The organism is Salmonella sp. 741265055_HSA (assembly GCF_046569525.1).
Taxonomy (GTDB): domain Bacteria; phylum Pseudomonadota; class Gammaproteobacteria; order Enterobacterales; family Enterobacteriaceae; genus Salmonella; species Salmonella enterica.
The window spans coordinates 19,163-43,877 of record NZ_JBKFSQ010000003.1 but is presented as its reverse complement, the minus strand read 5'-3'; the positions used below and the strand labels follow the sequence as shown (position 1 = coordinate 43,877).

The following is a 24,715-nucleotide window of genomic DNA, read 5'->3' as shown; positions in this document are numbered from 1 at the left end:
CAGGAGTAAAAAAAGCATGTCGGGCAGACATACTTCAGGCTACAGACTAAGGGCGAAAAAATACCGGGTAGCGCTGGCGCTTACCCGGTCTACAGATTATGCGGTTATACCCTGGTCGGAGAAGGGTACTGACTGGATCAGGTCACTGGGGCCGGGTTAAATATCGCCAGTTGGTTATGTAGGCCCCACTGGTCCGAGAAAGTCTTTTTCCGGCCGCTGGCGACATCGAGAATAAAGTGAAACAGCTTCCAGCCCACATCTTCGATTGTCTCTTCACCCGTGGCGATGGTGCCTGCATTGATATCCATTAAGTCATACCAACGGTTCGCCAGCTCGGTACGCGTCGCCATTTTAATTACCGGCACCGCCATCAGCCCGTACGGCGTGCCGCGGCCGGTGGTAAAGACCTGTACGGTAATGCCGGAAGCGACCTGCTGCGTGCCGCAGACGAAATCACTGGCGGGCGTCGCGGCGTAAATCAGGCCGCGTTTGGTGGGGCGCTGACCCGGCGACAATACTTCGACAATGGCGCTCTTACCCGATTTAGCGATAGAGCCCAACGCTTTTTCCACCACATTCGCCAGGCCGCCTTTTTTGTTGCCAGGGGACGGGTTAGCGCTGCGATCGGTTTTCCCCATATCAAGGTAGTTATCGTACCAGGCCATTTCATCCAGCAGGCGTTTACCCACGGCTTCGTTGATGGCGCGCGGTGTCAGAAGATGAATGGCATCGCGCACTTCGGTGACCTCAGAGAACATGACGGTCGCGCCGCAGCGTACCAGCAGATCGGAAGCGTAACCCACCGCCGGGTTTGCCGTGACGCCGGAAAACGCATCGCTGCCGCCGCACTGCATCCCGACGACCAGCTCGGAGGCCGGACAGGTTTCGCGCTGGCGCTGGTTCAGTTTCGTCAGATGGCGTTCGGCGACCTGCAAAATATCGTCGACCATTGATTTAAAGCCGACATGCTGCTCGTCCTGTAAACGCACAATACTTGCGCTTTCAACGGCGATGGCGGGGACATCCTCGGTGCCTTCCAGCAGTCGTTCCGGCTGCAGTTTTTCGCAACCGAGGCCAATCACCATTACTTCGCCGCCAAAATTGGGGTTGAGCGCGATATTATGAATTGTGCGAATTGGCACGACCGCCGCCGGCGCGTTGATTGCCACGCCGCAGCCGTACAGATGGTTTAGCCCTACAACGCCATCGACATTCGGGTATTTGGGCAGCAGATCGCGCTCAATCACTTTCACCACATAATCGACCACGCCCGCGACACAGTGTACGCTGGTGGTAATGCCAAGCAGATTTTTGGTGCCGACGCTGCCATCGGCGTTACGATAGCCCTCAAACGTATAGCCTTCCAGCGGCGGCAGCGGTTCCGGTACTTTGGTCGCCAGCGGTAGCGTATTCAGCGGCGGCGCTTTTGGCAGTTCAACCAGCGACTCGTCGATCCAGCTTCCGCGCGGGATGTCGCGTACCGCATAACCGATGACTTCGCCATAACGGATGATTTCGCCATGAGCGGGGATACCCGTCAGAGCGACTTTATGGCCTTGCGGAATATGTTCAGTCAGTTCCAGGCCATCCGGAAAACGTGTTCCGGCTTTAAGTCCGTGGTCATTAACAATAATTGCGACATTATCGGTTTCATGTACTTTTATATAAAACGCCGATGGCGATTCCTGGCGAATTTCGATATTGGCCATTGTTCAACATTCTCCAGCCTGGATGATAGAAATAGGATTATCTATTTTGGTTATGGTTAAATCGTTAAATCTCAATATAAGAAATAAAGTTCATGCATAATGAAATAAGAATGACAGGAGTATAAATATAAGAATGTGATCCAGATCACCGCAAATTATGAAATTTTTTATGCAGGCCGGGTAAAGCGTAAATGTGTGCATTAGCGCCCAGTATCATGGGCGTATGCTCAAAAATAAGCGTTAAATAATCCCTTTTTAATGAGCGTTTGCACAATGATTATCCGCCATAGGCTGTTTATACTGAATGGCGAATTCAGTGTATCTGACGAGTTATTTGAAAATACCATGATAATAATAAAAGACGATAAAGATATCAGAACGGTATATTGTGCTACAGGATGTGTACCACATTAGAAATAGAATGCGGAGACCAATTCTGATCTCAGATAAGCATTTTTATTGTCGTTGCTATAAGTCATGGTGGCGGCATCACATGTAGAGAATTAAAGAAATAAGCGAAGGTATAAGCGATGAATAACGCTATTTTCCCGAATAAGTTTAAAGCGGCGCTGGCGGCGCAACAGGTGCAGATTGGCTGCTGGTCTGCACTGGCAAGCCCAATCACCACCGAAGTTCTCGGTCTGGCGGGATTTGACTGGCTGGTGCTGGATGGCGAACATGCGCCGAACGATGTGACCACCTTAATTCCGCAGTTAATGGCATTGAAAGGCAGCGCCAGCGCGCCTGTGGTACGTGTGCCAACCAATGAACCGGTCATTATCAAACGGATGCTGGATATCGGGTTTTATAACTTCCTGATCCCCTTTGTTGAAACGCAAGAGGAAGCAGCTCGCGCCGTCGCTTCGACGCGTTACCCGCCGGAAGGCATTCGCGGCGTCTCCGTTTCTCACCGCGCGAATATGTTCGGCACGGTGCCTGATTACTTTGCGCAGTCGAACAAAAACATCACCATTATTGTTCAAATCGAAAGCCAGTTGGGTGTCGACAATGTTGATGCCATCGCCGCAACGGAAGGCGTTGATGGCATTTTTGTCGGCCCAAGCGATCTGGCCGCCGCGCTGGGTCATCTCGGCAATGCTTCTCACCCTGACGTGCAGCAGACGATTCAACATATTTTCGCCCGCGCTAAAGCGCACGGTAAACCGTGCGGCATTCTGGCGCCGGTAGAGGCGGATGCCCGCCGTTATCTGGAATGGGGCGCGACCTTTGTCGCCGTTGGCAGCGATTTAGGCGCATTCCGCGCCAGCACGCAGAAGCTTGCCGACACCTTTAAAAAATAATCCTGGTATGGAAAGAGAGAACGCTATGACGATGAAAGTTGGCTTTATTGGCTTAGGCATCATGGGTAAGCCCATGAGCAAAAACTTACTGAAAGCAGGGTATTCGCTGGTGGTGTCCGATCGTAATCCTGAAGCGATTGCCGACGTCATTGCCGCAGGCGCGGAAACGGCCTCTACGGCGAAGGCGATCGCTGAACAGTGTGACGTCATCATCACGATGCTGCCTAACTCTCCGCATGTGAAAGAGGTTGCGCTGGGCGAGAACGGTATCATCGAAGGCGCGAAGCCGGGAACCGTATTGATTGATATGAGTTCTATCGCGCCGCTGGCAAGCCGTGAAATCAGCGATGCGCTGAAGGCGAAGGGCGTTGAGATGTTGGATGCGCCGGTCAGCGGCGGCGAGCCGAAGGCGATTGATGGCACGCTGTCGGTGATGGTGGGGGGCGATAAAGCCATTTTCGACAAGTACTACGACCTGATGAAAGCGATGGCGGGTTCCGTGGTGCATACCGGCGATATCGGCGCAGGCAACGTCACAAAACTGGCGAACCAGGTGATCGTGGCGTTGAATATCGCCGCTATGTCTGAAGCGCTGACGCTGGCGACTAAAGCGGGCGTCAACCCGGATCTGGTCTATCAGGCGATTCGCGGCGGTCTGGCTGGCAGCACGGTACTGGATGCGAAAGCGCCGATGGTCATGGACCGAAACTTTAAACCAGGTTTCCGTATCGATCTGCACATTAAAGATCTGGCGAACGCGCTGGATACCTCCCACGGCGTTGGCGCGCAGCTCCCGCTGACCGCCGCCGTTATGGAAATGATGCAGGCGTTACGCGCGGATGGACACGGTAATGACGACCATAGCGCGCTGGCGTGTTACTACGAAAAACTGGCGAAAGTGGAAGTCACTCGCTAACGACGTTGTGCCCGGATGGCGTGTAGCGATCCGGGCCTGAATTTCAGGCTGGATAAGTGAAACGCCATCCGGCGTTGTGCAGTAACAGGCTACCACTATGAAAATCGTAATTGCCCCCGACTCCTACAAAGAAAGCCTTTCTGCCGCCGAGGTAGCACAGGCGATAGAAAAAGGATTTCGGGAAATTTTCCCCGATGCGCAATATGTGTCTGTTCCGGTTGCCGATGGCGGCGAAGGAACGGTCGAAGCCATGATTGCCGCGACGCAGGGCGTTGAACGCGCCGCATGGGTGACCGGGCCGTTGGGTGAAAAAGTGAAAGCCTGCTGGGGAATGTCCGGCGACGGCCACACCGCCTTTATTGAAATGGCGGCGGCCAGCGGACTGGCGCTGGTTCCGCCAGAAAAACGCAACCCTTTGATTACTACCTCGCGGGGAACGGGGGAGCTGATATTGCAGGCGCTGGAAAGCGGCGCAAGCAATATCATTATCGGCATTGGCGGCAGCGCGACAAATGACGGCGGCGCAGGGATGATGCAGGCGCTGGGCGCAAAACTGCGCGATGCAAACGGCGCGGATATCGGTTACGGTGGCGGAAGCCTTCATTGTCTAAGCGACATTGATATTTCAGAGCTCGATCCCCGTTTAAAACTCTGCGCTATTCGTGTCGCTTGCGATGTCTCTAATCCTCTGATCGGCGACAACGGCGCATCACGAATTTTTGGGCCGCAGAAAGGCGCGACCGAAGAGAACATTGTTGAGCTGGACAGAAATCTTGCTCACTATGCCGACATCATAAAAAAATCGCTGAATGTCGACGTAAAGGCGGCGCCCGGCGCAGGAGCGGCAGGCGGTATGGGGGCGGCGTTAATGGCTTTTCTCGGTGCGGAATTACGCAGCGGGATCGAAATTGTCACGGCGGCACTGAACCTGGAGGAGCATATCCACGACTGTACGCTGGTGGTGACGGGAGAAGGGCGGATTGATAGCCAAAGTATTCGCGGTAAAGTGCCGATTGGCGTCGCGAATGTGGCGAAAAAATATCATAAGCCAGTGATTGGTATTGCCGGCAGCCTGACGCACGATGTAGGGATAGTGCATCATTATGGCATCGACGCTGTCTTTAGCGTACTCACGCGCATCGTGACGCTGGAGGAGGCTTTTCGGGGTGCTTTTGACAATATTTATCGGGCATCCAGAAATGTTGCTGCCGCTCTGGCGATAGGAATGCGCAGCGCAGGGTGACAAAGTCGCGCGAACCCTCTATACTGCGCGCCGAAGCTGACCAGACAGTCGCCGCTTCGTCGTCGTCCTTTCGGGGAGACGGGCGGAGGGGAGGAAAGTCCGGGCTCCATAGGGCAGGGTGCCAGGTAACGCCTGGGGGGGAAACCCACGACCAGTGCAACAGAGAGCAAACCGCCGATGGCCCACGTAAGTGGGATCAGGTAAGGGTGAAAGGGTGCGGTAAGAGCGCACCGCGCGGCTGGTAACAGTCCGTGGCACGGTAAACTCCACCCGGAGCAAGGCCAAATAGGGGTTCATAAGGTACGGCCCGTACTGAACCCGGGTAGGCTGCTTGAGCCAGTGAGCGATTGCTGGCCTAGATGAATGACTGTCCACGACAGAACCCGGCTTATCGGTCAGTTTCACCTCTTCATAAAACCCGCTTCGGCGGGTTTTTGCTTTTACAGGGCGGCAGGATGAATGACTGTCCATGACGCTATACCCAAAAGAAAGCGGCTTATCGGTCAGTTTCATCTCTTCATGCAAAAAACCGTCAGTGTAAGCTGGCGGGTTTTTGCTTATCAGGCCAATGAAGGGTATAGAGGTTGCAGAAGACGCCAGCGTCACCATCCGGCAATTAATTGACAGCCGTGGTGACATAATATTATTCGTTTTTGTGATGAGAAACACAAAACGCTATGGATTGCGCTCTTTTTAGTTGAAGTGAAAAGCAATCGATTTCTTTTACAAAATTACATTCTGAAAAACAGCAAGAAAGCGGTGTAAATTATTTGTTGTAAATGAAAATTAAATGTATGAAATATTTTGGTTAAAATTTTATTAAATGTTTCTTTACAAACAAATAAGGTAAAAAAATGTGACGCGTAACGGTTTTTAAGCGCATTTACCTTCGGTTTATACTTAAATTTGAGAAATTACGTTTTAAATTTAATGCTGGAATTGTCGATAAAATGTCCCGTAATTGATTGAAATATCGTCTTCATAGGATGTTGAAAATAGGAGGTAAAATAGACTGGTTATCGCCATAATATATCGTTATCCCGACCCGATTTTTTGATTGAAATCAGGATGAGTTACTGCTTTATTTTTGCAATCAATTGAAATAACAGGTTTTCTTTATTTAATAAAGACCATGTAAAAATTGCGGTAAGTTAATTTGTGAGTGGTCGCACATAACCTTTAAGATTTAATTTGCTACACTTCCTGCCGTTCACAATGTTATTTCAGAGCGGTAGATATGAATACTCTTGTTCTCCCTAAAACACAGCATTTGGTGGTCTTTCAGGAAGTCATTAGAAGTGGTTCTATCGGTTCTGCCGCAAAATCGTTAGGGTTAACCCAGCCCGCCGTCAGTAAAATCATTAGCGATGTTGAGGCCTATTTTGGCGTTGAGCTAATTGTACGTAAAAATACCGGCGTTACGTTGACCGAAGCGGGACAGGTACTGCTTTCCTGGTCTGAATCTATCACCCGCGAAATGAAAAACATGATCAACGAGATGAACAGTATGACGTGCAATACCGTTGTCGACGTCTCGTTTGGTTTTCCTTCGCTGATTGGCTTTACCTTCATGTCCGATATGATTCATAAGTTCAAAGAGGTCTTTCCAAAAGCGCAGGTATCCATGTACGAAGCCCAGCTCTCTTCATTCCTGCCGGCCCTGCGCGACGGGCGGCTGGACTTTGCTATCGGTACGCTCAGTAATGAAATGCAGCTACAGGATCTGCATGTCGAGCCGCTGTTTGAATCAGAGTTTGTCCTGGTAGCCAGCAAGTCCCGAACATGCACCGGCACCATCACACTGGAATCGTTAAAAGACGAACAGTGGGTGTTGCCGCAAACGAATATGGGCTACTACAGCGAATTACTCACCACTCTACAACGAAATGGCATCAGCATCGAAAACATTGTTAAAACAGATTCCGTCGTCACAATATATAATCTTGTTCTCAATGCTGATTTCTTAACTGTTATTCCCTGCGATATGACCACGCCTTTTGGCTCTAATCAATTTATCACGATACCCATAAAAGACACGTTACCCGTCGCACGTTATGCGGCGGTATGGTCTAAAAATTATCGTATCAAAAAAGCCGCTTCAGTATTAGTAGAATTGGCTAAACAATATTCATCATATAATGGATGCAGACGCAGGCAGTTAATAGAAATTGAATGATATGGAATAAACATATTTAGCGAAATTGACGTCACCTGTTTCTTTTGAACAGTGGGCAATGGTAACTTATTTTTAATACCCAGGTTAAGAGGTTATAATGCACATTACATACGATCTCCCGGTTGCAATTGAAGATATCCTCGAAGCGAAAAAAAGACTGGCGGGGAAGATATATAAAACGGGAATGCCTCGCTCTAACTATTTTAGTGAACGTTGCAAAGGCGAAATATTTCTCAAGTTTGAAAATATGCAGCGTACGGGTTCATTTAAAATTCGTGGCGCTTTTAACAAACTTAGCTCGTTAACGGAGGCGGAAAAACGTAAAGGCGTCGTGGCCTGTTCCGCAGGTAATCATGCACAGGGCGTTTCTCTTTCTTGCGCAATGCTGGGTATTGACGGCAAAGTCGTGATGCCGAAGGGCGCGCCAAAGTCAAAAGTGGCGGCCACCTGTGATTATTCGGCGGAAGTGGTGCTCCACGGTGACAACTTCAATGACACCATTGCTAAGGTGAGTGAAATTGTCGAAACCGAAGGCCGCATTTTTATTCCGCCTTACGACGATCCAAAAGTTATTGCCGGACAGGGTACTATTGGTCTGGAAATTATGGAAGATCTGTACGATGTCGATAATGTCATCGTGCCTATTGGCGGCGGCGGTTTAATTGCAGGTATTGCCATTGCGATTAAATCGATTAACCCGACCATTAAAGTTATCGGCGTACAGGCCGAAAATGTTCACGGTATGGCGGCGTCTTATTACGCTGGCGAAATAACCACGCACCGAACGACCGGTACCCTGGCGGATGGTTGTGATGTCTCCCGCCCGGGTAATTTAACCTATGAAATCGTTCGTGAATTAGTCGATGACATTGTCCTGGTTAGCGAAGATGAAATTCGTAACAGCATGATCGCTTTAATTCAGCGCAATAAGGTTATTACTGAAGGCGCTGGCGCTCTGGCCTGTGCCGCACTATTAAGCGGGAAATTAGATAGCTATATTCAGAACAGAAAAACGGTCAGTATTATTTCTGGCGGCAATATCGATCTTTCTCGTGTATCACAAATTACGGGTTTAGTTGACGCTTAATCTTTTCGTGAGGATAGGATATGAGTACTACTGATAGCATTGTATCCAGCCAGGCAAAACAGTCGTCATGGCGTAAATCGGACACGACGTGGACGCTGGGTTTATTTGGTACCGCCATTGGCGCCGGGGTGCTGTTTTTCCCTATCCGCGCCGGGTTTGGCGGGCTTATCCCCATTCTGCTGATGCTGGTTTTAGCTTACCCCATTGCGTTCTATTGTCACCGGGCGCTGGCGCGTCTGTGTTTATCCGGATCTAATCCGTCCGGCAATATTACGGAAACGGTCGAAGAGCACTTTGGTAAAACGGGCGGGGTAGTTATCACGTTCCTTTACTTCTTTGCGATTTGTCCGCTGCTGTGGATTTATGGCGTCACCATCACTAACACGTTCATGACGTTTTGGGAAAACCAGTTGCAGATGCCAGCGTTGAATCGCGGTTTCGTGGCGCTGTTCTTGCTGCTGCTGATGGCCTTTGTGATCTGGTTTGGTAAAGATCTGATGGTTAAGGTGATGAGTTACCTGGTATGGCCGTTTATCGCCAGCCTGGTGCTAATCTCATTATCGCTGATTCCTTACTGGAACTCGGCGGTTATCGATCAGGTTGATCTCAGTAATATCGCGCTGACCGGGCACGATGGCATACTGGTTACGGTGTGGCTGGGCATCTCTATCATGGTGTTCTCCTTTAACTTTTCGCCCATCGTCTCTTCCTTCGTGGTGTCTAAGCGGGAAGAGTATGAGAAAGAGTTTGGCCGCGAATTTACCGAGCGTAAATGTTCACAGATCATCTCGCGCGCCAGTATGCTGATGGTCGCCGTGGTGATGTTCTTCGCCTTTAGCTGCCTGTTTACGCTCTCTCCGCAGAACATGGCGGATGCGAAAGCGCAGAACATTCCGGTACTTTCCTACCTGGCCAACCATTTCGCCTCTTTGTCGGGGACAAAATCCACTTTTGCAACGGTGCTGGAGTATGGCGCGTCTATCATCGCGCTGGTTGCTATTTTCAAATCTTTCTTCGGTCACTACCTGGGGACGCTGGAAGGGCTGAACGGCCTGGTGCTGAAATTCGGTTATAAAGGCGATAAAACCAAAGTCTCTATGGGCAAGCTTAACACCATCAGCATGATCTTCATTATGGGGTCTACCTGGGTCGTAGCTTACGCAAACCCGAACATTCTGGACCTGATTGAAGCGATGGGCGCGCCGATTATCGCCTCGCTGTTATGCCTGCTGCCGATGTACGCCATTCGTAAAGCGCCGTCGCTGGCGAAGTACCGTGGTCGTCTGGATAACGTGTTCGTCACCCTGATTGGTCTGCTGACCATCCTGAATATTGTCTACAAATTGTTCTAATCCTCACGTTTAGCCTGCGTTCCGCCCCAGGGCGCGGACGCAGGCTGACATCGACGGAGGCACTACATGAATGAATTTCCGGTCGTTCTGGTCATTAATTGCGGCTCATCTTCTATCAAATTCTCTGTACTGGATGTCGCTACCTGTGATGTTTTAATGGCGGGAATAGCAGATGGGATGAATACTGAAAACGCCTTTTTATCTATTAATGGCGATAAGCCGATAAACCTCGCGCACTCTAATTATGAGGACGCGTTAAAAGCCATTGCCTTTGAGCTGGAAAAACGTGATTTAACGGATAGCGTGGCATTAATTGGCCACCGTATTGCGCACGGTGGAGAGCTATTTACGCAGTCCGTCATTATTACCGATGAGATTATCGATAATATTCGCCGGGTATCGCCTTTAGCGCCGCTGCATAATTACGCTAATTTAAGCGGCATTGACGCGGCGCGGCACCTTTTCCCGGCCGTACGTCAGGTGGCGGTATTTGATACCAGTTTCCACCAGACGCTGGCGCCGGAAGCCTATTTGTACGGATTGCCGTGGGAGTATTTTTCCAGTCTGGGTGTGCGTCGCTACGGCTTTCACGGTACGTCGCATCGCTATGTTTCGCGGCGCGCGTATGAACTGCTTGGCCTCGATGAAAAAAACTCGGGTCTGATTGTCGCGCATCTGGGCAATGGGGCGTCTATCTGCGCGGTACGCAATGGTCAGAGCGTGGATACCTCAATGGGGATGACGCCGCTTGAGGGGCTGATGATGGGCACTCGCAGCGGCGACGTTGATTTCGGCGCGATGGCGTGGATAGCCAAAGAAACCGGGCAGACGTTGAGCGATCTGGAGCGAGTGGTGAATAAAGAGTCCGGTTTGCTCGGCATCTCCGGTTTGTCATCCGACCTTAGAGTCCTGGAAAAAGCCTGGCACGAAGGACATGAGCGCGCCCGGTTAGCGATAAAAACATTTGTCCACCGTATCGCCCGTCATATTGCCGGACACGCGGCATCGTTACATCGGTTGGATGGCATTATTTTTACCGGCGGTATTGGTGAAAATTCAGTATTAATTCGCCAGTTGGTCATTGAACATTTGGGCGTGCTGGGGCTTACGTTAGACGTTGAAATGAATAAGCAGCCGAATTCTCACGGCGAGCGCATTATTTCCGCTAACCCTTCTCAGGTTATTTGCGCTGTTATTCCCACGAATGAAGAGAAAATGATTGCCCTTGATGCCATTCATTTAGGCAACGTGAAAGCACCAGTGGAATTTGCATAACTTAACGGCTGTTCTGTAGAGAGATTATTTTTCATGAAGGTAAATATCGATACCAGCGATATGCTGTATGCCGAAGCATGGCGTGATTTTAAAGGTACGGACTGGAAAGAAGAAATTAATGTCCGTGATTTTATTCAGCATAACTATACGCCCTATGAGGGGGATGAATCTTTTCTCGCCGACGCGACGCCAGCGACCACGGCGTTGTGGGAAAAGGTGATGGCGGGAATACGTATCGAGAACGCGACCCATGCGCCGGTGGATTTCGATACCAACATCGCGACGACGATTACCGCGCACGATGCGGGATATATTGAAAAAGAGCTGGAAAAAATCGTCGGTTTACAAACAGATAAGCCGCTTAAACGCGCTTTGCATCCGTTTGGCGGCGTTAACATGATCAAAAGTTCATTCCACGCCTATGGCCGCGAAATGGACGCCGATTTTGAATATACCTTTACCGACCTGCGGAAAACCCATAATCAGGGCGTATTCGATGTTTACTCGCCGGATATGCTGCGCTGCCGTAAATCCGGCGTATTAACCGGTTTGCCGGATGGTTATGGTCGCGGGCGCATTATTGGCGATTATCGTCGCGTCGCGCTGTATGGCATCCGTTATCTGGTACGCGAACGCGAGCTGCAATTCGCCGACCTGCAGTCGAATCTGGAGCGGGGACAGAATCTTGAGGCGACGATTCGCCTGCGTGAGGAGTTGGCGGAGCACCGTCGCGCGCTGCTGCAAATGCAGGAGATGGCGGCGAAATACGGCTACGATATCTCCCGCCCGGCGCGAAACGCGCAGGAAGCGGTACAGTGGCTCTACTTCGCTTATCTGGCGGCGGTAAAATCACAAAATGGCGGTGCAATGTCGCTGGGAAGAACCGCGTCGTTCCTTGATATCTATATTGAGCGCGATTTCAACGCGGGCCTTCTGACAGAGCAGCAGGCGCAGGAGCTGATCGACCATTTCATCATGAAGATCCGCATGGTGCGCTTCCTGCGCACGCCGGAATTTGATTCGCTCTTTTCCGGCGATCCGATCTGGGCCACCGAAGTTATTGGCGGGATGGGGCTTGATGGCCGCACGCTGGTGACGAAGAACTCCTTCCGTTATCTGCATACCCTGCACACGATGGGGCCAGCGCCGGAGCCGAACCTGACCATACTGTGGTCAGAAGCGTTGCCGGTGGCATTCAAGAAATATGCTGCGCAGGTCTCCATCGTGACCTCATCTTTGCAGTATGAAAACGACGATTTAATGCGTACCGACTTTAACAGCGATGATTACGCCATCGCTTGTTGCGTCAGCCCGATGGTCATCGGTAAGCAGATGCAGTTCTTCGGCGCGCGCGCCAACCTTGCCAAAACGTTGCTGTACGCTATCAATGGCGGCGTTGACGAGAAACTGAAAATCCAGGTTGGGCCGAAAACCGCGCCGTTAATGGATGAGGTGCTGGATTACGACGCGGTAATGGAGAGCCTCGACCATTTTATGGACTGGCTGGCGGTGCAGTACATTAGCGCGCTGAACATCATTCACTACATGCACGATAAGTACAGCTATGAAGCTTCGCTGATGGCGCTGCACGACCGTGATGTGTATCGGACGATGGCGTGCGGCATCGCCGGACTGTCGGTGGCGGCGGATTCCCTGTCCGCCATCAGGTACGCTCAGGTGAAGCCGATTCGCGACGAAAACGGCCTTGCCATCGACTTCGCTATTGAAGGCGAGTATCCGCAGTACGGCAACAACGATGAGCGCGTGGACAGCATCGCCTGCGACCTGGTGAAACGCTTTATGCAAAAAATTAGCGTGTTGCCGACGTATCGCAATGCGGTGCCAACACAGTCCATTTTGACCATCACCTCGAACGTCGTGTACGGGCAGAAGACCGGCAATACGCCGGATGGACGCCGCGCCGGAACGCCGTTCGCGCCGGGGGCGAACCCGATGCACGGTCGTGACCGCAAAGGGGCGGTAGCCTCGCTGACGTCGGTGGCGAAACTGCCGTTTACCTACGCCAAAGACGGTATTTCGTACACCTTCTCGATTGTGCCTGCGGCGCTCGGAAAAGAAGATGCGGTGCGGAAAACCAATCTGGTTGGCCTGCTGGACGGCTATTTCCATCATGAAGCACAGGTAGAAGGCGGGCAGCATCTGAACGTCAATGTAATGAACCGTGAAATGTTGCTGGATGCGATTGAACATCCGGAAAACTACCCGAACCTGACGATCCGCGTTTCCGGCTATGCCGTGCGCTTCAATGCGCTGACTCGTGAGCAGCAACAGGACGTTATTTCGCGCACCTTTACTCAGGCGATGTAATGTGAACGGGGCGATCGTGTGGATCGCCCCGCGACGGATCTTCACTGAACGGTAATCTTAGGGGGAGATATGATTAGCGCATTTGATATTTTTAAGATTGGCATTGGACCTTCAAGCTCCCATACCGTAGGGCCAATGAATGCAGGAAAATGTTTTATCGATCGGCTGATCGACAGCGGCGACCTGCCGCGAACGACGCGCATCACGGTTGATCTTTACGGATCGCTATCGCTGACGGGCAAAGGCCACGCGACCGATACCGCCATCATTATGGGTCTTGCGGGCAATACGCCGCAGGATGTCAATATTGATAGCATTCCGGCGTTTATCCAGGAGGTTGCCCGCAGCAGCCGTTTATCGGTGGCGGGTGGCGCGCATGTGGTGGATTTTCCCGTCGCCGACAGTATTCTCTTTCACGCTGAAACCCTGGCGCGCCATGAAAACGGTATGCGAATTACCGCCTGGCACGGGCAAACGCCGCTTTTACACAAAACGTATTACTCTATTGGCGGCGGCTTTATTGTCGAAGAGGAGCGTTTTGGTCAGTCGCACGACGTAGAAAAATCGGTGCCGTATGATTTTCATTCCGCCAGCGAACTGCTGACGCTGTGTGAAAGACAGGGGCTCTCGGTTTCCGGCCTGATGATGCAAAATGAACTGGCGTTGCGGAGCAAAGAGCAGATTGACGCTGGCTTTGCCCGCATCTGGCAGGTGATGGCGACCGGAATTGAACGTGGCATGAATACTGAGGGCGTGCTGCCGGGGCCGCTGAACGTTCCACGCCGCGCGGTAGCGTTACGGCGTCTGCTGGTCTCCAGCGATAATCTCTCCCGCGATCCGATGAACGTCATCGACTGGATTAACATGTTCGCCCTGGCCGTGAGCGAAGAGAACGCGGCGGGCGGGCGAGTGGTCACCGCGCCGACCAACGGCGCGTGCGGCATTATTCCTGCGGTGCTGGCCTATTACGACAAATTCCGTCGTCCGGTCAATGCCAACTCTATCGCCCGTTATCTGTTGTCGGCGGGGGCGATTGGCATGCTGTACAAGATGAACGCCTCGATATCCGGCGCGGAAGTGGGGTGTCAGGGCGAGGTTGGCGTCGCGTGTTCGATGGCGGCGGCGGGGCTGACAGAACTGCTGGGCGGCAGCCCGGCGCAGGTCTGTATTGCGGCGGAAATTGCGATGGAGCATAACCTTGGCCTCACCTGTGACCCGGTGGCGGGTCAGGTACAAATCCCTTGTATTGAACGTAATGCGATTAACGCCGTTAAAGCGGTAAATGCGGCGCGAATGGCGCTACGCCGTACCTCTGAGCCGCGGGTTTCGCTCGATAAAGTGATCGAAACCATGTACGAAACGGGTAAAGACATGAACGACAAATATCGCGAGACGTCGCGCGGCGGTCTGGCGATTAAAGTCGTTTGTGGATAGGCCCGACAGGCGCAGTGTGAGCAGGTTATGGGATAACGCAGAAGACAGAAGCTGAGAAAAGGGCGCACCAAAGTGCGCTCTTTTTTGTTGTGATACGCGTCAAATAGAGAAAATAACAATATTATATTAACAGTAAATAGAAAATAATTCTTAAACCACAAGAAATGAAGGCGTTTTATTGGTAAGTTTTTCTCTTATCGTGCGCGTATGATTTTCTTATTACAAGAAAGTACCTGCACCTCACGTTCTGCATATCGCCTTGCTGCGGCACGAAAAATAAAAAAACCTCTACCTACACATTGAGCGAGAATTTTATGGAATCGGCTAGTAATACCAGCGTAATCCTCGACGCATCAGCCCCGGCGCGTCGGGCAGGGATGACAGAAAGCGAATGGCGTGAAGCCATCAAATTTGATAGTACCGACACCGGCTGGGTCATTATGAGTATCGGGATGGCGATCGGCGCAGGGATCGTTTTTCTTCCTGTCCAGGTCGGCCTGATGGGACTTTGGGTCTTTTTACTCTCTTCTATTATTGGCTATCCGGCCATGTACCTGTTCCAGCGGCTGTTTATTAATACGCTGGCGGAATCCCCGGAATGTAAAGACTACCCCAGCGTGATCAGCGGCTATCTGGGCAAAAACTGGGGTATTTTATTAGGCGCGCTATACTTTGTGATGCTCGTCATCTGGATGTTCGTCTATTCTACGGCGATTACTAACGACAGCGCCTCTTATCTGCATACTTTCGGCGTAACGAAAGGATTACTTTCCGATAGTCCATTTTATGGTCTGGTGCTGATCTGCATCCTGGTAGCGATTTCCTCACGCGGTGAAAAATTACTGTTCAAAATTTCCACCGGCATGGTGCTGACCAAGCTACTGGTAGTGGCGGCGCTGGGCGTCTCTATGGTGGGTATGTGGCATCTGTATAACATTGGCGCGCTGCCGCCGATGGCCCTGCTGATTAAAAACGCCATTATTACCCTGCCATTTACGCTGACCTCGATTTTATTTATCCAGACGTTAAGCCCAATGGTGATCTCTTACCGTTCACGCGAAAAATCTATTGAGGTCGCACGCCATAAAGCGCTGCGTGCCATGAATATCGCGTTTGGCATCCTGTTCGTTACCGTATTTTTCTATGCGGTTTCCTTCACCCTGGCGATGGGGCATGACGAAGCGGTGAAAGCCTATGAGCAGAATATTTCCGCCCTGGCGATCGCCGCGCAATTTATTAGCGGCGATGGCGCTGGCTGGGTCAAAGTGGTTAGCGTAATTCTGAACATCTTTGCCGTCATGACCGCCTTCTTTGGCGTTTATTTAGGATTCCGCGAAGCGACGCAAGGCATTGTGATGAATATCCTGCGCCGCAAAATGCCCGCCGAGAAGATTAAGGAAAATCTGGTACAGCGCGGCATTATGATTTTCGCTATTTTGCTGGCCTGGAGCGCCATTGTGCTCAATGCGCCGGTACTGAGCTTCACCTCTATTTGTAGCCCTATCTTCGGTATGGTGGGCTGTTTAATTCCGGCATGGTTGGTCTACAAGGTTCCCGCATTGCACAAATATAAAGGCGCTTCGTTGTACCTGATTATTATTACCGGTCTGCTGCTATGCGTTTCTCCGTTCCTGGCATTCTCTTGATATACCTGAGATTAAGGTTGTTGTTATGTTTGAATCTAAAATAAATCCATTGTGGCAAAGTTTTATCCTGGCCGTACAGGAAGAAGTAAAACCGGCGCTGGGGTGTACTGAGCCAATTTCACTGGCGCTGGCAGCAGCGGCGGCGGCGGCTGAACTTGACGGCACAGTTGAACGCATTGACGCGTGGGTTTCGCCTAATCTGATGAAAAATGGTATGGGCGTTACCGTTCCAGGAACGGGAATGGTAGGGCTACCGATCGCCGCGGCGCTTGGCGCGTTGGGCGGTGATGCGAAAGCCGGGTTGGAGGTGTTAAAAGACGCTTCCGCTAAAGCCGTTGCCGATGCAAAAGCGATGCTGGCCGCCGGACATGTTGCAGTGATGTTGCAGGAGCCATGTAACGATATCCTGTTTTCACGGGCGAAAGTGTATAGCGGCGATAGCTGGGCATGTGTCACGATCGTCGGCGATCATACAAATATTGTGCGGATAGAAACCGACAAGGGCGTGGTATTTACCCAGGCCGATAATGCGCAGGAAGAAGAAAAAACCTCGCCACTGGGAGTGCTGTCTCATACCTCGCTGGAAGAGATCCTGGCGTTTGTGAATGCGGTGCCCTTTGACGCTATTCGCTTTATTCTCGATGCGGCCAGGCTAAACGGCGCGTTGTCGCAGGAGGGACTGCGTGGTTCCTGGGGGCTGCATATCGGTTCGACGCTGGCCAAACAGTGCGATCGCGGTCTGCTGGCGAAAGATCTCTCCACGGCGATTTTGATCCGTACCAGCGCGGCGTCAGACGCCAGAATGGGCGGCGCCACGTTGCCCGCGATGAGCAACTCCGGCTCCGGCAACCAGGGGATTACCGCCACGGTGCCAGTCATGGTGGTTGCTGAACATGTCGGCGCCGATGACGAACGCCTGGCGCGCGCGCTAATGTTATCGCATTTGAGCGCTATCTATATTCACCATCAGCTTCCGCGTTTGTCGGCGCTGTGCGCGGCAACTACGGCGGCGATGGGCGCGGCAGCGGGTATGGCGTGGCTGATAGATGGTCGTTACGACACTATCGCAATGGCTATCAGCAGTATGATTGGCGATGTCAGCGGGATGATTTGCGATGGCGCGTCGAATAGCTGCGCGATGAAAGTCTCTACCAGCGCGTCGGCGGCGTGGAAAGCCGTACTGATGGCGTTGGATGATACGGCGGTGACCGGAAACGAAGGGATTGTGGCGCACAATGTCGAACAATCTATTGCGAATTTGTGTTCGCTGGCGTGTCGCTCAATGCAGCAGACAGACAAGCAGATCATCGAGATTATGGCCAGTAAAGCGCATTAATAATAACGCCCCGGCATGACGTCGGGGCAGCGTGTTGCCCGATGGCGCTGCGCTTATCAGGTCTACCCGTTATAAGCCGGATCGGGCGCTTGCGCCGCCATCCGGCATGATTTCAGGCTGCGGCCTCTTCTTCTGCCAGCCGGGCTTCGGCGTCCGCCACGATGGCTTCCAGTTCGGTTAGCATCTCTTCATAGCCCAGCGGCACAGTGGCGCTCATCGCCTCCTGTACGGCAGGTTTTACCACGGGCTGACGTTTCTTCGCCGATTTTTTGCTCATCTTGTGACTCCTTTTCTGGCTGGCTACACCGGTAAATCTACCAGTAATGCGCGCAGCGGCGTATCGGCAACCAGCGTAATGTTAGGTTCATCACGAATAAATGCGCCATCTCCGCAGGTTAACGCCTCGCGTTCTTCGTTGTGCGTCAGCGCGTGGAACGTACCGTGAATCGACTGCAAATAGGCGCGCGGCCCGTGAAGCTGGAAATTAAGCGATTCGCCTTTCTCCAGCGTAATATGATGTACCCAGACCTGTTGGCGCAGTTGTAAGCTGTTTTGCTCACCGTCGGGCGAGGCAAGAAACTGTTGTTGCGCCGCCAGGAGTGGGATTTTTTGTACCAGCGCGTTTTCCCGTTCAGGACAGGCGTCAAGCCACAGTTGCATTCGGGTTAACGGCTTAACTTTGCTGAGATTATGTTCGCTGTAGCTAATGCCCGGCTGCGCGGCGAGCAGTAACGCTTCGCCCGCTTTAGCCTGTACATGGTTGCCGTCGCTGTCGCGGTATTCCGCTTCGCCGTCCAGAATCAGGTTTAAAATATCCACCTTTGGATAAGTTCGAGGCTGAAAAGAGGCGCCCGGCGCCAGCACTTCCTGGTTCAGTACGCGCAACGACGCGTAGCCCAACAGTGTAGGGTCGAAGTAGTGTCCAAAGGAGAAGGTATAGCGGGCCTGGAGCCATCCGTAGTCTGCCTGTCCACATTGTTTGGCGGTTCGGGTCGTAATCATCGTTATTAACCTCTCTTTACTTCCTTTTATGTTAAGGGGCTGGACGCTGCATTGTTAGCCAGATATTCTGCCCGGTATGTTCAAATTTCCTGAATGAGAACGTTATGGCTAAAGAGAGAGCGCTGACGCTTGAAGCATTGCGTGTGATGGACGCCATTGACCGCCGGGGCAGTTTTGCCGCAGCGGCTGATGAGTTGGGGCGGGTGCCCTCCGCGCTGAGTTACACCATGCAGAAGCTGGAAGAAGAGTTGGACGTTGTACTGTTCGATCGCTCCGGCCATCGTACAAAATTCACCAACGTCGGGCGTATGCTGCTGGAACGCGGGCGGGTATTGCTGGAAGCGGCAGACAAGTTAACGACGGATGCTGAAGCGTTGGCCCGCGGTTGGGAAACGCATCTGACGCTGGTCACTGAAGCTCTGGTACCGACGCCTGCTTTTTTTCCGCTGATCGACCGGCTGGCCGCTAAAGCCAATACGCAGCTTTCATTGATTACCGAAGTACTGGCTGGCGCATGGGAGCGGCTTGAGCAGGGACGGGCGGATATCGTCATCGCTCCGGATATGCATTTTCGATCGTCGTCGGAAATTAACTCCCGTAAGTTGTATACGTTAATGAATGTGTATGTCGCCGCGCCTGACCACCCTATTCATCAGGAGCCGGAGCCGCTTTCGGAAGTGACGCGGGTTAAATACCGCGGCGTAGCGGTAGCGGATACCGCGCGCGAGCGGCCGGTATTAACGGTGCAACTGCTGGATAAGCAGCCACGTCTGACGGTAAGCACGATTGAAGATAAACGTCAGGCGCTGCTGGCCGGGCTTGGCGTCGCGACCATGCCATATTCGATGGTGGAACAGGATATTGCCGAAGGGCGGCTACGCGTGGTCAGCCCGGAATCGACCAGCGAAATCGATATTATTATGGCCTGGCGGCGCGACAGTATGGGGGAGGCAAAAGCCTGGTGCCTGCGGGAAATACCTAAGCTATTCGCCGGAAAATAAATAGCGCGCGGCGCTTTAAAAGCGGCGCCGCGCCGCCATCAGGAAAAACGTTTCGGATCGGGGCCGAAGCGGTTGTCGCCCGGCGTACCATTCTGGCAGTTGAACGCGATGATGATAAGCCAGCCGATAATGGGGATAAGTAGCAACAGTAGCCACCATGCGGAGCGGTCAGTGTCATGCAGACGACGGAACTGCACGGCCCACCACGGTAAAAAGATCAGAACGCCGTAAATGGTGGTCAGAACGCCTTCACCCCCGGCGCGTTGCCAGCCAAGCATGGCGTCCAGCAGGCCCAACACAAAGGTAAAGATGATATTGACCAGAATAAACATCCAGTACTCTTTGCGTCGCGCGCGGCCGCCAAATCCCAGATAATTTTTTAAAACCTTTAAATACCAATCCATTTTCGCCTCAATAATGGTTCAATCACTTGTTTTTAAAGTAATCAAACTAAGAATAGCCGCGAATGAAATGCTGGTAAATATTTGTGGTATTAATTAATAAGGCATCCCGGAGGACGCCTGAAATTAGCCAAAGCGCACGTCGCGCCCGTGAGGTTCGAGCAGATCCTGCCACGGTCCGATAGAAATGATACCTGTGGGGTTAATCGTTTTATGGCTACGGAAATAGTGGTGACGAATATGGTCAAGATTAACGGTTTCAGCAATGCCCGGTATTTGATAGATATCGCGCAGGAAACCGTACAGATTCAGGTAGTCGCTGATTCGGTATTTGTCGCATTTGAAATGAGTCACGTAAACCGGATCAAAGCGTACCAGGGTCGTCCATAAGCGGATATCCGCCTCGGTCAACTGGTCGCCCGTCAGATAGCGGTGCTGTCCGAGAATCTGTTCCAGGCGCGCCAGCGCAGTAAATACCTTTTCTACCGCTTCATCATACGCTTGCTGGCTGGTGGCGAATCCTGCTTTATAAACGCCGTTATTAACGTTGTCATAAATCCAGCCGTTTAACTCGTCAATTTTGCTTTGCAGCGCGGGGGGATAGTAATCCCCGGCTTTAGCGCCCAGTCCATCAAAGGCGGAGTTAAACATACGAATGATTTCGGCGGACTCGTTGCTGACGATAGTATGATTTTTTTTATCCCATAAGACCGGTACGGTGACGCGGCCGCTGTAGTGTGGATCGGCGTGCAGATACAACTGGTAGAGAAATTCATGCTGATAGAGGGTATCGCCGGTGGCCGCCGGAAAAGTATCATCAAACGTCCAGCCGTTTTCCAGCATCAATGGATTCACGACGGAAACCGGAATAAACGGCTCCAGACCTTTCAGTTTACGGAAAATGAGCGTGCGATGCGCCCAGGGGCAGGCAAGGGAAACGTACAGATGATAACGATCTTTTTCTGCGGCGAATCCGCCTTCGCCGGAAGGTCCGGGCGTGCCGTCAGCGGTAAGCCAGTTGCGGAAAGCCGACGCTGAACGCTGAAATTTCCCCCCGGAAGATTTGGTGTCATACCAGGTATCGTGCCAGACGCCATCGATCAGTTGTCCCATGTCTCTCTCCTTCAGATGACAAAAGCGAGGCGCTATTCCCTCGCTTTTTTAATTGAGTATAGATTGCTTACCACTTTTTATTCAGCAGACGGTCAAGGCTGAACGCGCCAGGCCCGGTTAACGCCAGTAATAAAAATCCGCCGGCAATGGTCAGGTTTTTCATAAACATCAGCGAGTTTACACCTTCTGCAAAATTGCTATGGAAGATCAATGCCGTCAGCAACGTAAAACCAGCGGTGAAAAGCGCAGTGGTGCGGGTGAGGAACCCCAGCAGAATCGCCAGACCGCCGCCGAACTCAAGCAGTATGGTGAGCGGCAGCAGGAATCCTGGTACGCCCATCGCTTCCATATACTGTTGTGTGCCCGCATAGCCGCTAATTTTTCCCCATCCTGCGGTAATAAACAGAACTGGCATTAAAATACGCGCTATCAGTACACCAACATCTTCTAATTTTTTCATTTTATTCTCCAGGAGGCCGATTCGGCGGCTGCTGCTATTTTCATGAGCAATGACGCGGTTTGGCGCGTCATTGTTATCGCTGGAGAGAATCATAAACGTGGCGAACAGGAATTGTTAGCAAGGAAAATTGCCAAATTTTTTCAAAAAATTTGAGTGATTGATAAAGAGACGATATGCATAAAAGTATCGCGCCACCAGGTGTAATCGGGCGATAACCTGATGGCGCGATGCTATAAAAGAAAAGATATTAACCGCGGAGCTGTTGTTGACGGAGGGTAGTTTTTACCAGGCGCCAGGCGCTCCAGATACCCAGGCCGCGTTTCGCCCAGCGTACCAACATATTAGGATGACGGATGGTCCAGATGGCCATTACGCTGCTACCGACCAGCGCCCAGGAGCGCAGGCTTAACACCGTATTCCAGCCGCGATCGTACGCGCCGGTGGTCTCCAGCCAGTCGCGACGGCTGGCGGACAGATCCAGCCGTTGCTGCTGGATCTGACTGAGAAGCAGCGCTTTACGTTTCTCGCGTTCGCCTTTGCTGCTCACGACTGATCGTCCTCCAGAATTTGCCGATCGTTAGCCAGTTCGTGCCGCGTATGGCGCAATAGCGTGGACTGACGCGCTTTGCGCAAAGTCCAGATGCCGCCGATTAGCGCAAGCACTAACAGCACAACAGTGGTAGCGATCATCGCGTTCAAACGGTACTGAGGATCGATAGCCCAGATGACCAGAACCATCAGGCTCATTAAGCCAAACGCCGCGAAGAGCATGGTAAGACCTACCATCAGCAAAAGCTGAAAGAGGTTTGCTTTCTCTTCTTCCAGTTCTACTACCGCCAGTCGCAGCCGGGTTTCCACCATCTCAACGATAATGGTGACAATCCGCTGCCCGATACCCAGTACGCTTTTGCCTGGTCCTTGTGCCTGTCGAGAGTCCGCCATAATTAACGACGCGTCAGCAGTACGCCCAACACCAGACCGACAGCGGCGCCAATACCTACGCCTGTCCAGGGATTTTCGCGCACATAATCATCGGCGCGGGCGGCGGCGACGCGAGTCTGTTTGGCAATCACATCACCCGTTTCGCCCAGGCGGTAACGGCTCTCTTTCAGCGCGCGCTCGGCTTTGCTACGAATCTTACTCAACTCTTCTTTCGACTTTTCGCCCGAAGAGCTCAGCACTTCTTCAAGCGTATCGGTCAGGGATTTCAACTCAGCGCGCAGATGTTCCGTAGTGTTATCTTTCGACATAGTTTTCTCCAGGTGAGTGAGTATTTACGTTCGGCGTTAATTTAGTAGTCACTGGCCTCAAGTTTTTTTAGCTCATCCTGAGCCTCGGCCAGCTTACGTTCACGTTTGTCTATTTTATCCGCATCGCCTTTTGCTTTTGCCTCGGCTAAATCACGTTGGCGTTCGGCTACCTCTTCTTTTTGCTCAGCGATCTTTTTCTGATGCTCGGCGCGTAGCTTGCTGTCAGTACAATTGGCGCGCACTTCGCTGAGCGCCTTGTTCAGACCCTCAATACGGCGCTGATTGTTGTGCTTTTCAGCGTAGCTAATTTCCTTTTGTATATCCTGCTCTTTTTCCTGACAAAGCGAATTAGCGTAGCTACCGGCGCTAAGTGTAAAAAGCGTGATAGCCAAAGCGATGCGGTATTTCATTCCTGAACTTTCCCTTATGTTCGGACCCGTTGTCCGGGGCGGTGATCCCGATAATAACGCGGTGGGTTAAACACCGCTTTATTAATCATAGTCATTAAACAATGAAATCACCAAAGTGAGTGATATGATTCGGATTCCTGGAGGTTAGCCAAAGCGGTGTGAGCTTTCCCGTAAGCGGGACAGCCACTGTACCGTTTCGTTGTCATCGTCCTGCTGAGCGACGACATAACCGTGTGGTAACGTTTGATCCAGTACCGTTTTTGCTGCGGCACTTTGCGCAGGGGAATCGAAGGTAATGAGCAACATGTCATTTTTAGGCGTAATGCTTTTAAAATGAATGCCGTTCGCATCCAGATGATGCAGAACTGAGAAGCCGTCTGGCATACTGGCGCCCTGGTTCACCGCGCGAATGGCCAGCGTCGACTCTTGCTGACGCAGCGTTGACCACGTCATCATGAGTATGGTCAGCATCAGTAGAAAAGCGCTGATCCAAATGAGTTGTCGGGCAGTTATGCGTGGTTTAAGCATAAGTTATCCCCGGCTCCCATACTTCTTTTTCCACAGCATGACCAGTGAACCCGCCAGGCCAAAAAAGAGCAGCACTACGGGCAGCAGCATCAGGCATGACATTAACTGGTCTTCATACTTCATAAAGACGGGCGTTTTGCCCAGCAGATAGCCCAGCGAGGTCAGGATAAGCACCCACAACAAGCCGCTCATCCAGTTGAAAAACTGAAAGCGAGCGTTATTCAGGCCGGATATGCCGGCAATGGTGGGCAGCAGCGTTCTGACAAACGCGATAAAACGGCCTATCAATAATGCCGACAGGCCGTGTTTATGGAAAAGGTGATGGGCGCGTTGATGATAATGTGCGGGGAGATGAGAGAGCCAGTTTTGCACGGTGCGGGTATTCCCCAGCCAGCGGCCCTGAATATAGCTCACCCAGCAACCCAGGCTGGCCGCGACGGTAAGCAGCAAAATGGTTTGTGGAAAACCCATCGCGCCTTTGGCGATCAGCACGCCGACCAGGATCAACAGGCTGTCGCCAGGCAAAAAGGCGGCAGGGAGCAGCCCATTTTCCAGAAACAAAATCATAAATAACACAAAATACAACATGCCAATCATGGAAGGATTGGCCAGTGTTTCAAAGTCCTGAGCCCACAGGGCATTCAGCAATTGAGTCAGTAGTTCCATTCAGTATTCCTGGAGAATCGGTTAACGTCACGCCGGTGATCTGAGGTTTGCACTGCCGCAACAGAGTTGGAGTTTTTATCA

At 51.9% G+C, this 24,715-nt stretch carries 24 protein-coding genes and 1 other RNA gene; 13 read left to right on the top strand and 12 right to left on the bottom strand.

Going from position 1 to position 24,715, the window contains the following annotated elements:
• Nucleotides 1-137 precede the first annotated feature (137 nt).
• The gene (gene garD / locus ACLD4K_RS02575) at nt 138-1,709 is read right to left on the bottom strand and encodes a galactarate dehydratase (protein ID WP_183059383.1); all 1,572 of its coding nucleotides are present in this window, start codon (nt 1,707-1,709) and stop codon (nt 138-140) included.
• A gap of 530 nt (nt 1,710-2,239) precedes the next feature.
• Here garD and garL point away from each other — a divergent pair.
• The 12 genes from garL (at nt 2,240) to ACLD4K_RS02515 (ending at nt 17,803) form a co-directional block, all read left to right on the top strand.
• Nucleotides 2,240-3,010, top strand: a complete 771-nt coding sequence (gene garL, locus ACLD4K_RS02570; protein WP_001057715.1) for a 2-dehydro-3-deoxyglucarate aldolase — start codon at nt 2,240-2,242, stop codon at nt 3,008-3,010.
• Nucleotides 3,011-3,035: 25 nt separating this feature from the next.
• Nucleotides 3,036-3,926: a 2-hydroxy-3-oxopropionate reductase gene (gene garR / locus ACLD4K_RS02565; protein WP_000178106.1), complete on the top strand. Its 891-nt coding sequence runs from the start codon at nt 3,036-3,038 to the stop codon at nt 3,924-3,926.
• A gap of 97 nt (nt 3,927-4,023) precedes the next feature.
• On the top strand, nt 4,024-5,169 hold the full coding sequence (gene garK, locus ACLD4K_RS02560; protein WP_058110214.1) for a glycerate 2-kinase: 1,146 nt from the start codon (nt 4,024-4,026) through the stop codon (nt 5,167-5,169).
• A 32-nt stretch (nt 5,170-5,201) separates the two neighbouring features.
• Nucleotides 5,202-5,576: RNase P RNA component class A (gene rnpB / locus ACLD4K_RS02555), an RNA gene on the top strand.
• A gap of 830 nt (nt 5,577-6,406) precedes the next feature.
• Entirely contained in the window at nt 6,407-7,345 is a 939-nt protein-coding gene (gene tdcA / locus ACLD4K_RS02550) for a transcriptional regulator TdcA (RefSeq protein WP_001094907.1), read from the top strand.
• Between the two features lie 97 nt (nt 7,346-7,442).
• Complete coding sequence (tdcB, locus tag ACLD4K_RS02545) at nt 7,443-8,432, top strand: bifunctional threonine ammonia-lyase/L-serine ammonia-lyase TdcB (RefSeq protein WP_411011344.1); 990 nt, start codon at nt 7,443-7,445, stop codon at nt 8,430-8,432.
• A gap of 20 nt (nt 8,433-8,452) precedes the next feature.
• Nucleotides 8,453-9,784, top strand: a complete 1,332-nt coding sequence (gene tdcC, locus ACLD4K_RS02540) for a threonine/serine transporter TdcC (protein ID WP_000108129.1) — start codon at nt 8,453-8,455, stop codon at nt 9,782-9,784.
• 66 nt (nt 9,785-9,850) lie between these two features.
• A complete protein-coding gene (tdcD, locus tag ACLD4K_RS02535; protein WP_411011343.1) occupies nt 9,851-11,059 on the top strand; it encodes a propionate kinase in 1,209 nt (402 codons plus the stop codon).
• A 33-nt stretch (nt 11,060-11,092) separates the two neighbouring features.
• Complete coding sequence (gene pflB / locus ACLD4K_RS02530) at nt 11,093-13,387, top strand: formate C-acetyltransferase (RefSeq protein ID WP_000867325.1); 2,295 nt, start codon at nt 11,093-11,095, stop codon at nt 13,385-13,387.
• Nucleotides 13,388-13,456: 69 nt separating this feature from the next.
• Entirely contained in the window at nt 13,457-14,821 is a 1,365-nt protein-coding gene (gene tdcG / locus ACLD4K_RS02525) for an L-serine ammonia-lyase (RefSeq protein WP_000622071.1), read from the top strand.
• A 314-nt stretch (nt 14,822-15,135) separates the two neighbouring features.
• Nucleotides 15,136-16,467: a hypothetical protein gene (locus ACLD4K_RS02520; RefSeq protein WP_411011342.1), complete on the top strand. Its 1,332-nt coding sequence runs from the start codon at nt 15,136-15,138 to the stop codon at nt 16,465-16,467.
• Between the two features lie 25 nt (nt 16,468-16,492).
• Nucleotides 16,493-17,803, top strand: coding sequence for a serine dehydratase subunit alpha family protein (locus ACLD4K_RS02515; protein ID WP_000463070.1), 1,311 nt, complete (start codon nt 16,493-16,495; stop codon nt 17,801-17,803).
• Between the two features lie 112 nt (nt 17,804-17,915).
• Here ACLD4K_RS02515 and ACLD4K_RS02510 read toward each other — a convergent pair whose 3' ends face one another.
• Nucleotides 17,916-18,080, bottom strand: a complete 165-nt coding sequence (locus ACLD4K_RS02510) for a hypothetical protein (protein ID WP_000039326.1) — start codon at nt 18,078-18,080, stop codon at nt 17,916-17,918.
• Between the two features lie 23 nt (nt 18,081-18,103).
• A complete protein-coding gene (locus ACLD4K_RS02505; protein ID WP_411011341.1) occupies nt 18,104-18,805 on the bottom strand; it encodes a pirin family protein in 702 nt (233 codons plus the stop codon).
• Nucleotides 18,806-18,909: 104 nt separating this feature from the next.
• On the opposite strand from ACLD4K_RS02505, the gene yhaJ reads away from it, so the two are divergent.
• Complete coding sequence (yhaJ, locus tag ACLD4K_RS02500; RefSeq protein ID WP_001041026.1) at nt 18,910-19,806, top strand: DNA-binding transcriptional regulator YhaJ; 897 nt, start codon at nt 18,910-18,912, stop codon at nt 19,804-19,806.
• A gap of 38 nt (nt 19,807-19,844) precedes the next feature.
• On the opposite strand, the gene ACLD4K_RS02495 is transcribed toward yhaJ, so the two are convergent.
• The 9 genes from ACLD4K_RS02495 to yqjA form a co-directional block, all read right to left on the bottom strand.
• On the bottom strand, nt 19,845-20,210 hold the full coding sequence (locus tag ACLD4K_RS02495; protein ID WP_000384139.1) for a DUF805 domain-containing protein: 366 nt from the start codon (nt 20,208-20,210) through the stop codon (nt 19,845-19,847).
• Between the two features lie 123 nt (nt 20,211-20,333).
• Nucleotides 20,334-21,320 (bottom strand): glutathione S-transferase family protein, encoded by a 987-nt coding sequence (locus ACLD4K_RS02490; protein WP_000531169.1) that lies wholly within the window; start codon nt 21,318-21,320, stop codon nt 20,334-20,336.
• Nucleotides 21,321-21,387: 67 nt separating this feature from the next.
• The gene (locus ACLD4K_RS02485; protein ID WP_001592732.1) at nt 21,388-21,780 is read right to left on the bottom strand and encodes a DoxX family protein; all 393 of its coding nucleotides are present in this window, start codon (nt 21,778-21,780) and stop codon (nt 21,388-21,390) included.
• Nucleotides 21,781-22,027: 247 nt separating this feature from the next.
• The gene (locus tag ACLD4K_RS02480; protein WP_000095496.1) at nt 22,028-22,327 is read right to left on the bottom strand and encodes a YqjK-like family protein; all 300 of its coding nucleotides are present in this window, start codon (nt 22,325-22,327) and stop codon (nt 22,028-22,030) included.
• Complete coding sequence (locus ACLD4K_RS02475) at nt 22,324-22,722, bottom strand: phage holin family protein (RefSeq protein WP_000785626.1); 399 nt, start codon at nt 22,720-22,722, stop codon at nt 22,324-22,326. The genes ACLD4K_RS02480 and ACLD4K_RS02475 overlap by 4 nt, the downstream gene beginning before the upstream one ends.
• A gap of 2 nt (nt 22,723-22,724) precedes the next feature.
• Nucleotides 22,725-23,030 (bottom strand): YqjD family protein, encoded by a 306-nt coding sequence (locus tag ACLD4K_RS02470; RefSeq protein ID WP_000031219.1) that lies wholly within the window; start codon nt 23,028-23,030, stop codon nt 22,725-22,727.
• Between the two features lie 41 nt (nt 23,031-23,071).
• Entirely contained in the window at nt 23,072-23,440 is a 369-nt protein-coding gene (locus tag ACLD4K_RS02465) for a DUF1090 domain-containing protein (RefSeq protein ID WP_080095220.1), read from the bottom strand.
• A gap of 144 nt (nt 23,441-23,584) precedes the next feature.
• Nucleotides 23,585-23,968: an EnvZ/OmpR regulon moderator MzrA gene (gene mzrA, locus ACLD4K_RS02460; protein ID WP_000917516.1), complete on the bottom strand. Its 384-nt coding sequence runs from the start codon at nt 23,966-23,968 to the stop codon at nt 23,585-23,587.
• Between the two features lie 3 nt (nt 23,969-23,971).
• Entirely contained in the window at nt 23,972-24,634 is a 663-nt protein-coding gene (gene yqjA / locus ACLD4K_RS02455) for a DedA family general envelope maintenance protein YqjA (protein WP_000422141.1), read from the bottom strand.
• Nucleotides 24,635-24,715 lie beyond the last annotated feature (81 nt).

What these genes read in the sequence shown, in the direction of transcription:
- garD (WP_183059383.1), bottom strand. Translation starts at nt 1,709, where the DNA reads ATGGCCAATATCGAAATTCGCCAGGAATCGCCATCGGCGTTTTATATA.
- garL (WP_001057715.1), top strand. Translation starts at nt 2,240, where the DNA reads ATGAATAACGCTATTTTCCCGAATAAGTTTAAAGCGGCGCTGGCGGCG.
- garR (WP_000178106.1), top strand. Translation starts at nt 3,036, where the DNA reads ATGACGATGAAAGTTGGCTTTATTGGCTTAGGCATCATGGGTAAGCCC.
- garK (WP_058110214.1), top strand. Translation starts at nt 4,024, where the DNA reads ATGAAAATCGTAATTGCCCCCGACTCCTACAAAGAAAGCCTTTCTGCC.
- tdcA (WP_001094907.1), top strand. Translation starts at nt 6,407, where the DNA reads ATGAATACTCTTGTTCTCCCTAAAACACAGCATTTGGTGGTCTTTCAG.
- tdcB (WP_411011344.1), top strand. Translation starts at nt 7,443, where the DNA reads ATGCACATTACATACGATCTCCCGGTTGCAATTGAAGATATCCTCGAA.
- tdcC (WP_000108129.1), top strand. Translation starts at nt 8,453, where the DNA reads ATGAGTACTACTGATAGCATTGTATCCAGCCAGGCAAAACAGTCGTCA.
- tdcD (WP_411011343.1), top strand. Translation starts at nt 9,851, where the DNA reads ATGAATGAATTTCCGGTCGTTCTGGTCATTAATTGCGGCTCATCTTCT.
- pflB (WP_000867325.1), top strand. Translation starts at nt 11,093, where the DNA reads ATGAAGGTAAATATCGATACCAGCGATATGCTGTATGCCGAAGCATGG.
- tdcG (WP_000622071.1), top strand. Translation starts at nt 13,457, where the DNA reads ATGATTAGCGCATTTGATATTTTTAAGATTGGCATTGGACCTTCAAGC.
- ACLD4K_RS02520 (WP_411011342.1), top strand. Translation starts at nt 15,136, where the DNA reads ATGGAATCGGCTAGTAATACCAGCGTAATCCTCGACGCATCAGCCCCG.
- ACLD4K_RS02515 (WP_000463070.1), top strand. Translation starts at nt 16,493, where the DNA reads ATGTTTGAATCTAAAATAAATCCATTGTGGCAAAGTTTTATCCTGGCC.
- ACLD4K_RS02510 (WP_000039326.1), bottom strand. Translation starts at nt 18,080, where the DNA reads ATGAGCAAAAAATCGGCGAAGAAACGTCAGCCCGTGGTAAAACCTGCC.
- ACLD4K_RS02505 (WP_411011341.1), bottom strand. Translation starts at nt 18,805, where the DNA reads ATGATTACGACCCGAACCGCCAAACAATGTGGACAGGCAGACTACGGA.
- yhaJ (WP_001041026.1), top strand. Translation starts at nt 18,910, where the DNA reads ATGGCTAAAGAGAGAGCGCTGACGCTTGAAGCATTGCGTGTGATGGAC.
- ACLD4K_RS02495 (WP_000384139.1), bottom strand. Translation starts at nt 20,210, where the DNA reads ATGGATTGGTATTTAAAGGTTTTAAAAAATTATCTGGGATTTGGCGGC.
- ACLD4K_RS02490 (WP_000531169.1), bottom strand. Translation starts at nt 21,320, where the DNA reads ATGGGACAACTGATCGATGGCGTCTGGCACGATACCTGGTATGACACC.
- ACLD4K_RS02485 (WP_001592732.1), bottom strand. Translation starts at nt 21,780, where the DNA reads ATGAAAAAATTAGAAGATGTTGGTGTACTGATAGCGCGTATTTTAATG.
- ACLD4K_RS02475 (WP_000785626.1), bottom strand. Translation starts at nt 22,722, where the DNA reads ATGGCGGACTCTCGACAGGCACAAGGACCAGGCAAAAGCGTACTGGGT.
- ACLD4K_RS02470 (WP_000031219.1), bottom strand. Translation starts at nt 23,030, where the DNA reads ATGTCGAAAGATAACACTACGGAACATCTGCGCGCTGAGTTGAAATCC.
- ACLD4K_RS02465 (WP_080095220.1), bottom strand. Translation starts at nt 23,440, where the DNA reads ATGAAATACCGCATCGCTTTGGCTATCACGCTTTTTACACTTAGCGCC.
- mzrA (WP_000917516.1), bottom strand. Translation starts at nt 23,968, where the DNA reads ATGCTTAAACCACGCATAACTGCCCGACAACTCATTTGGATCAGCGCT.
- yqjA (WP_000422141.1), bottom strand. Translation starts at nt 24,634, where the DNA reads ATGGAACTACTGACTCAATTGCTGAATGCCCTGTGGGCTCAGGACTTT.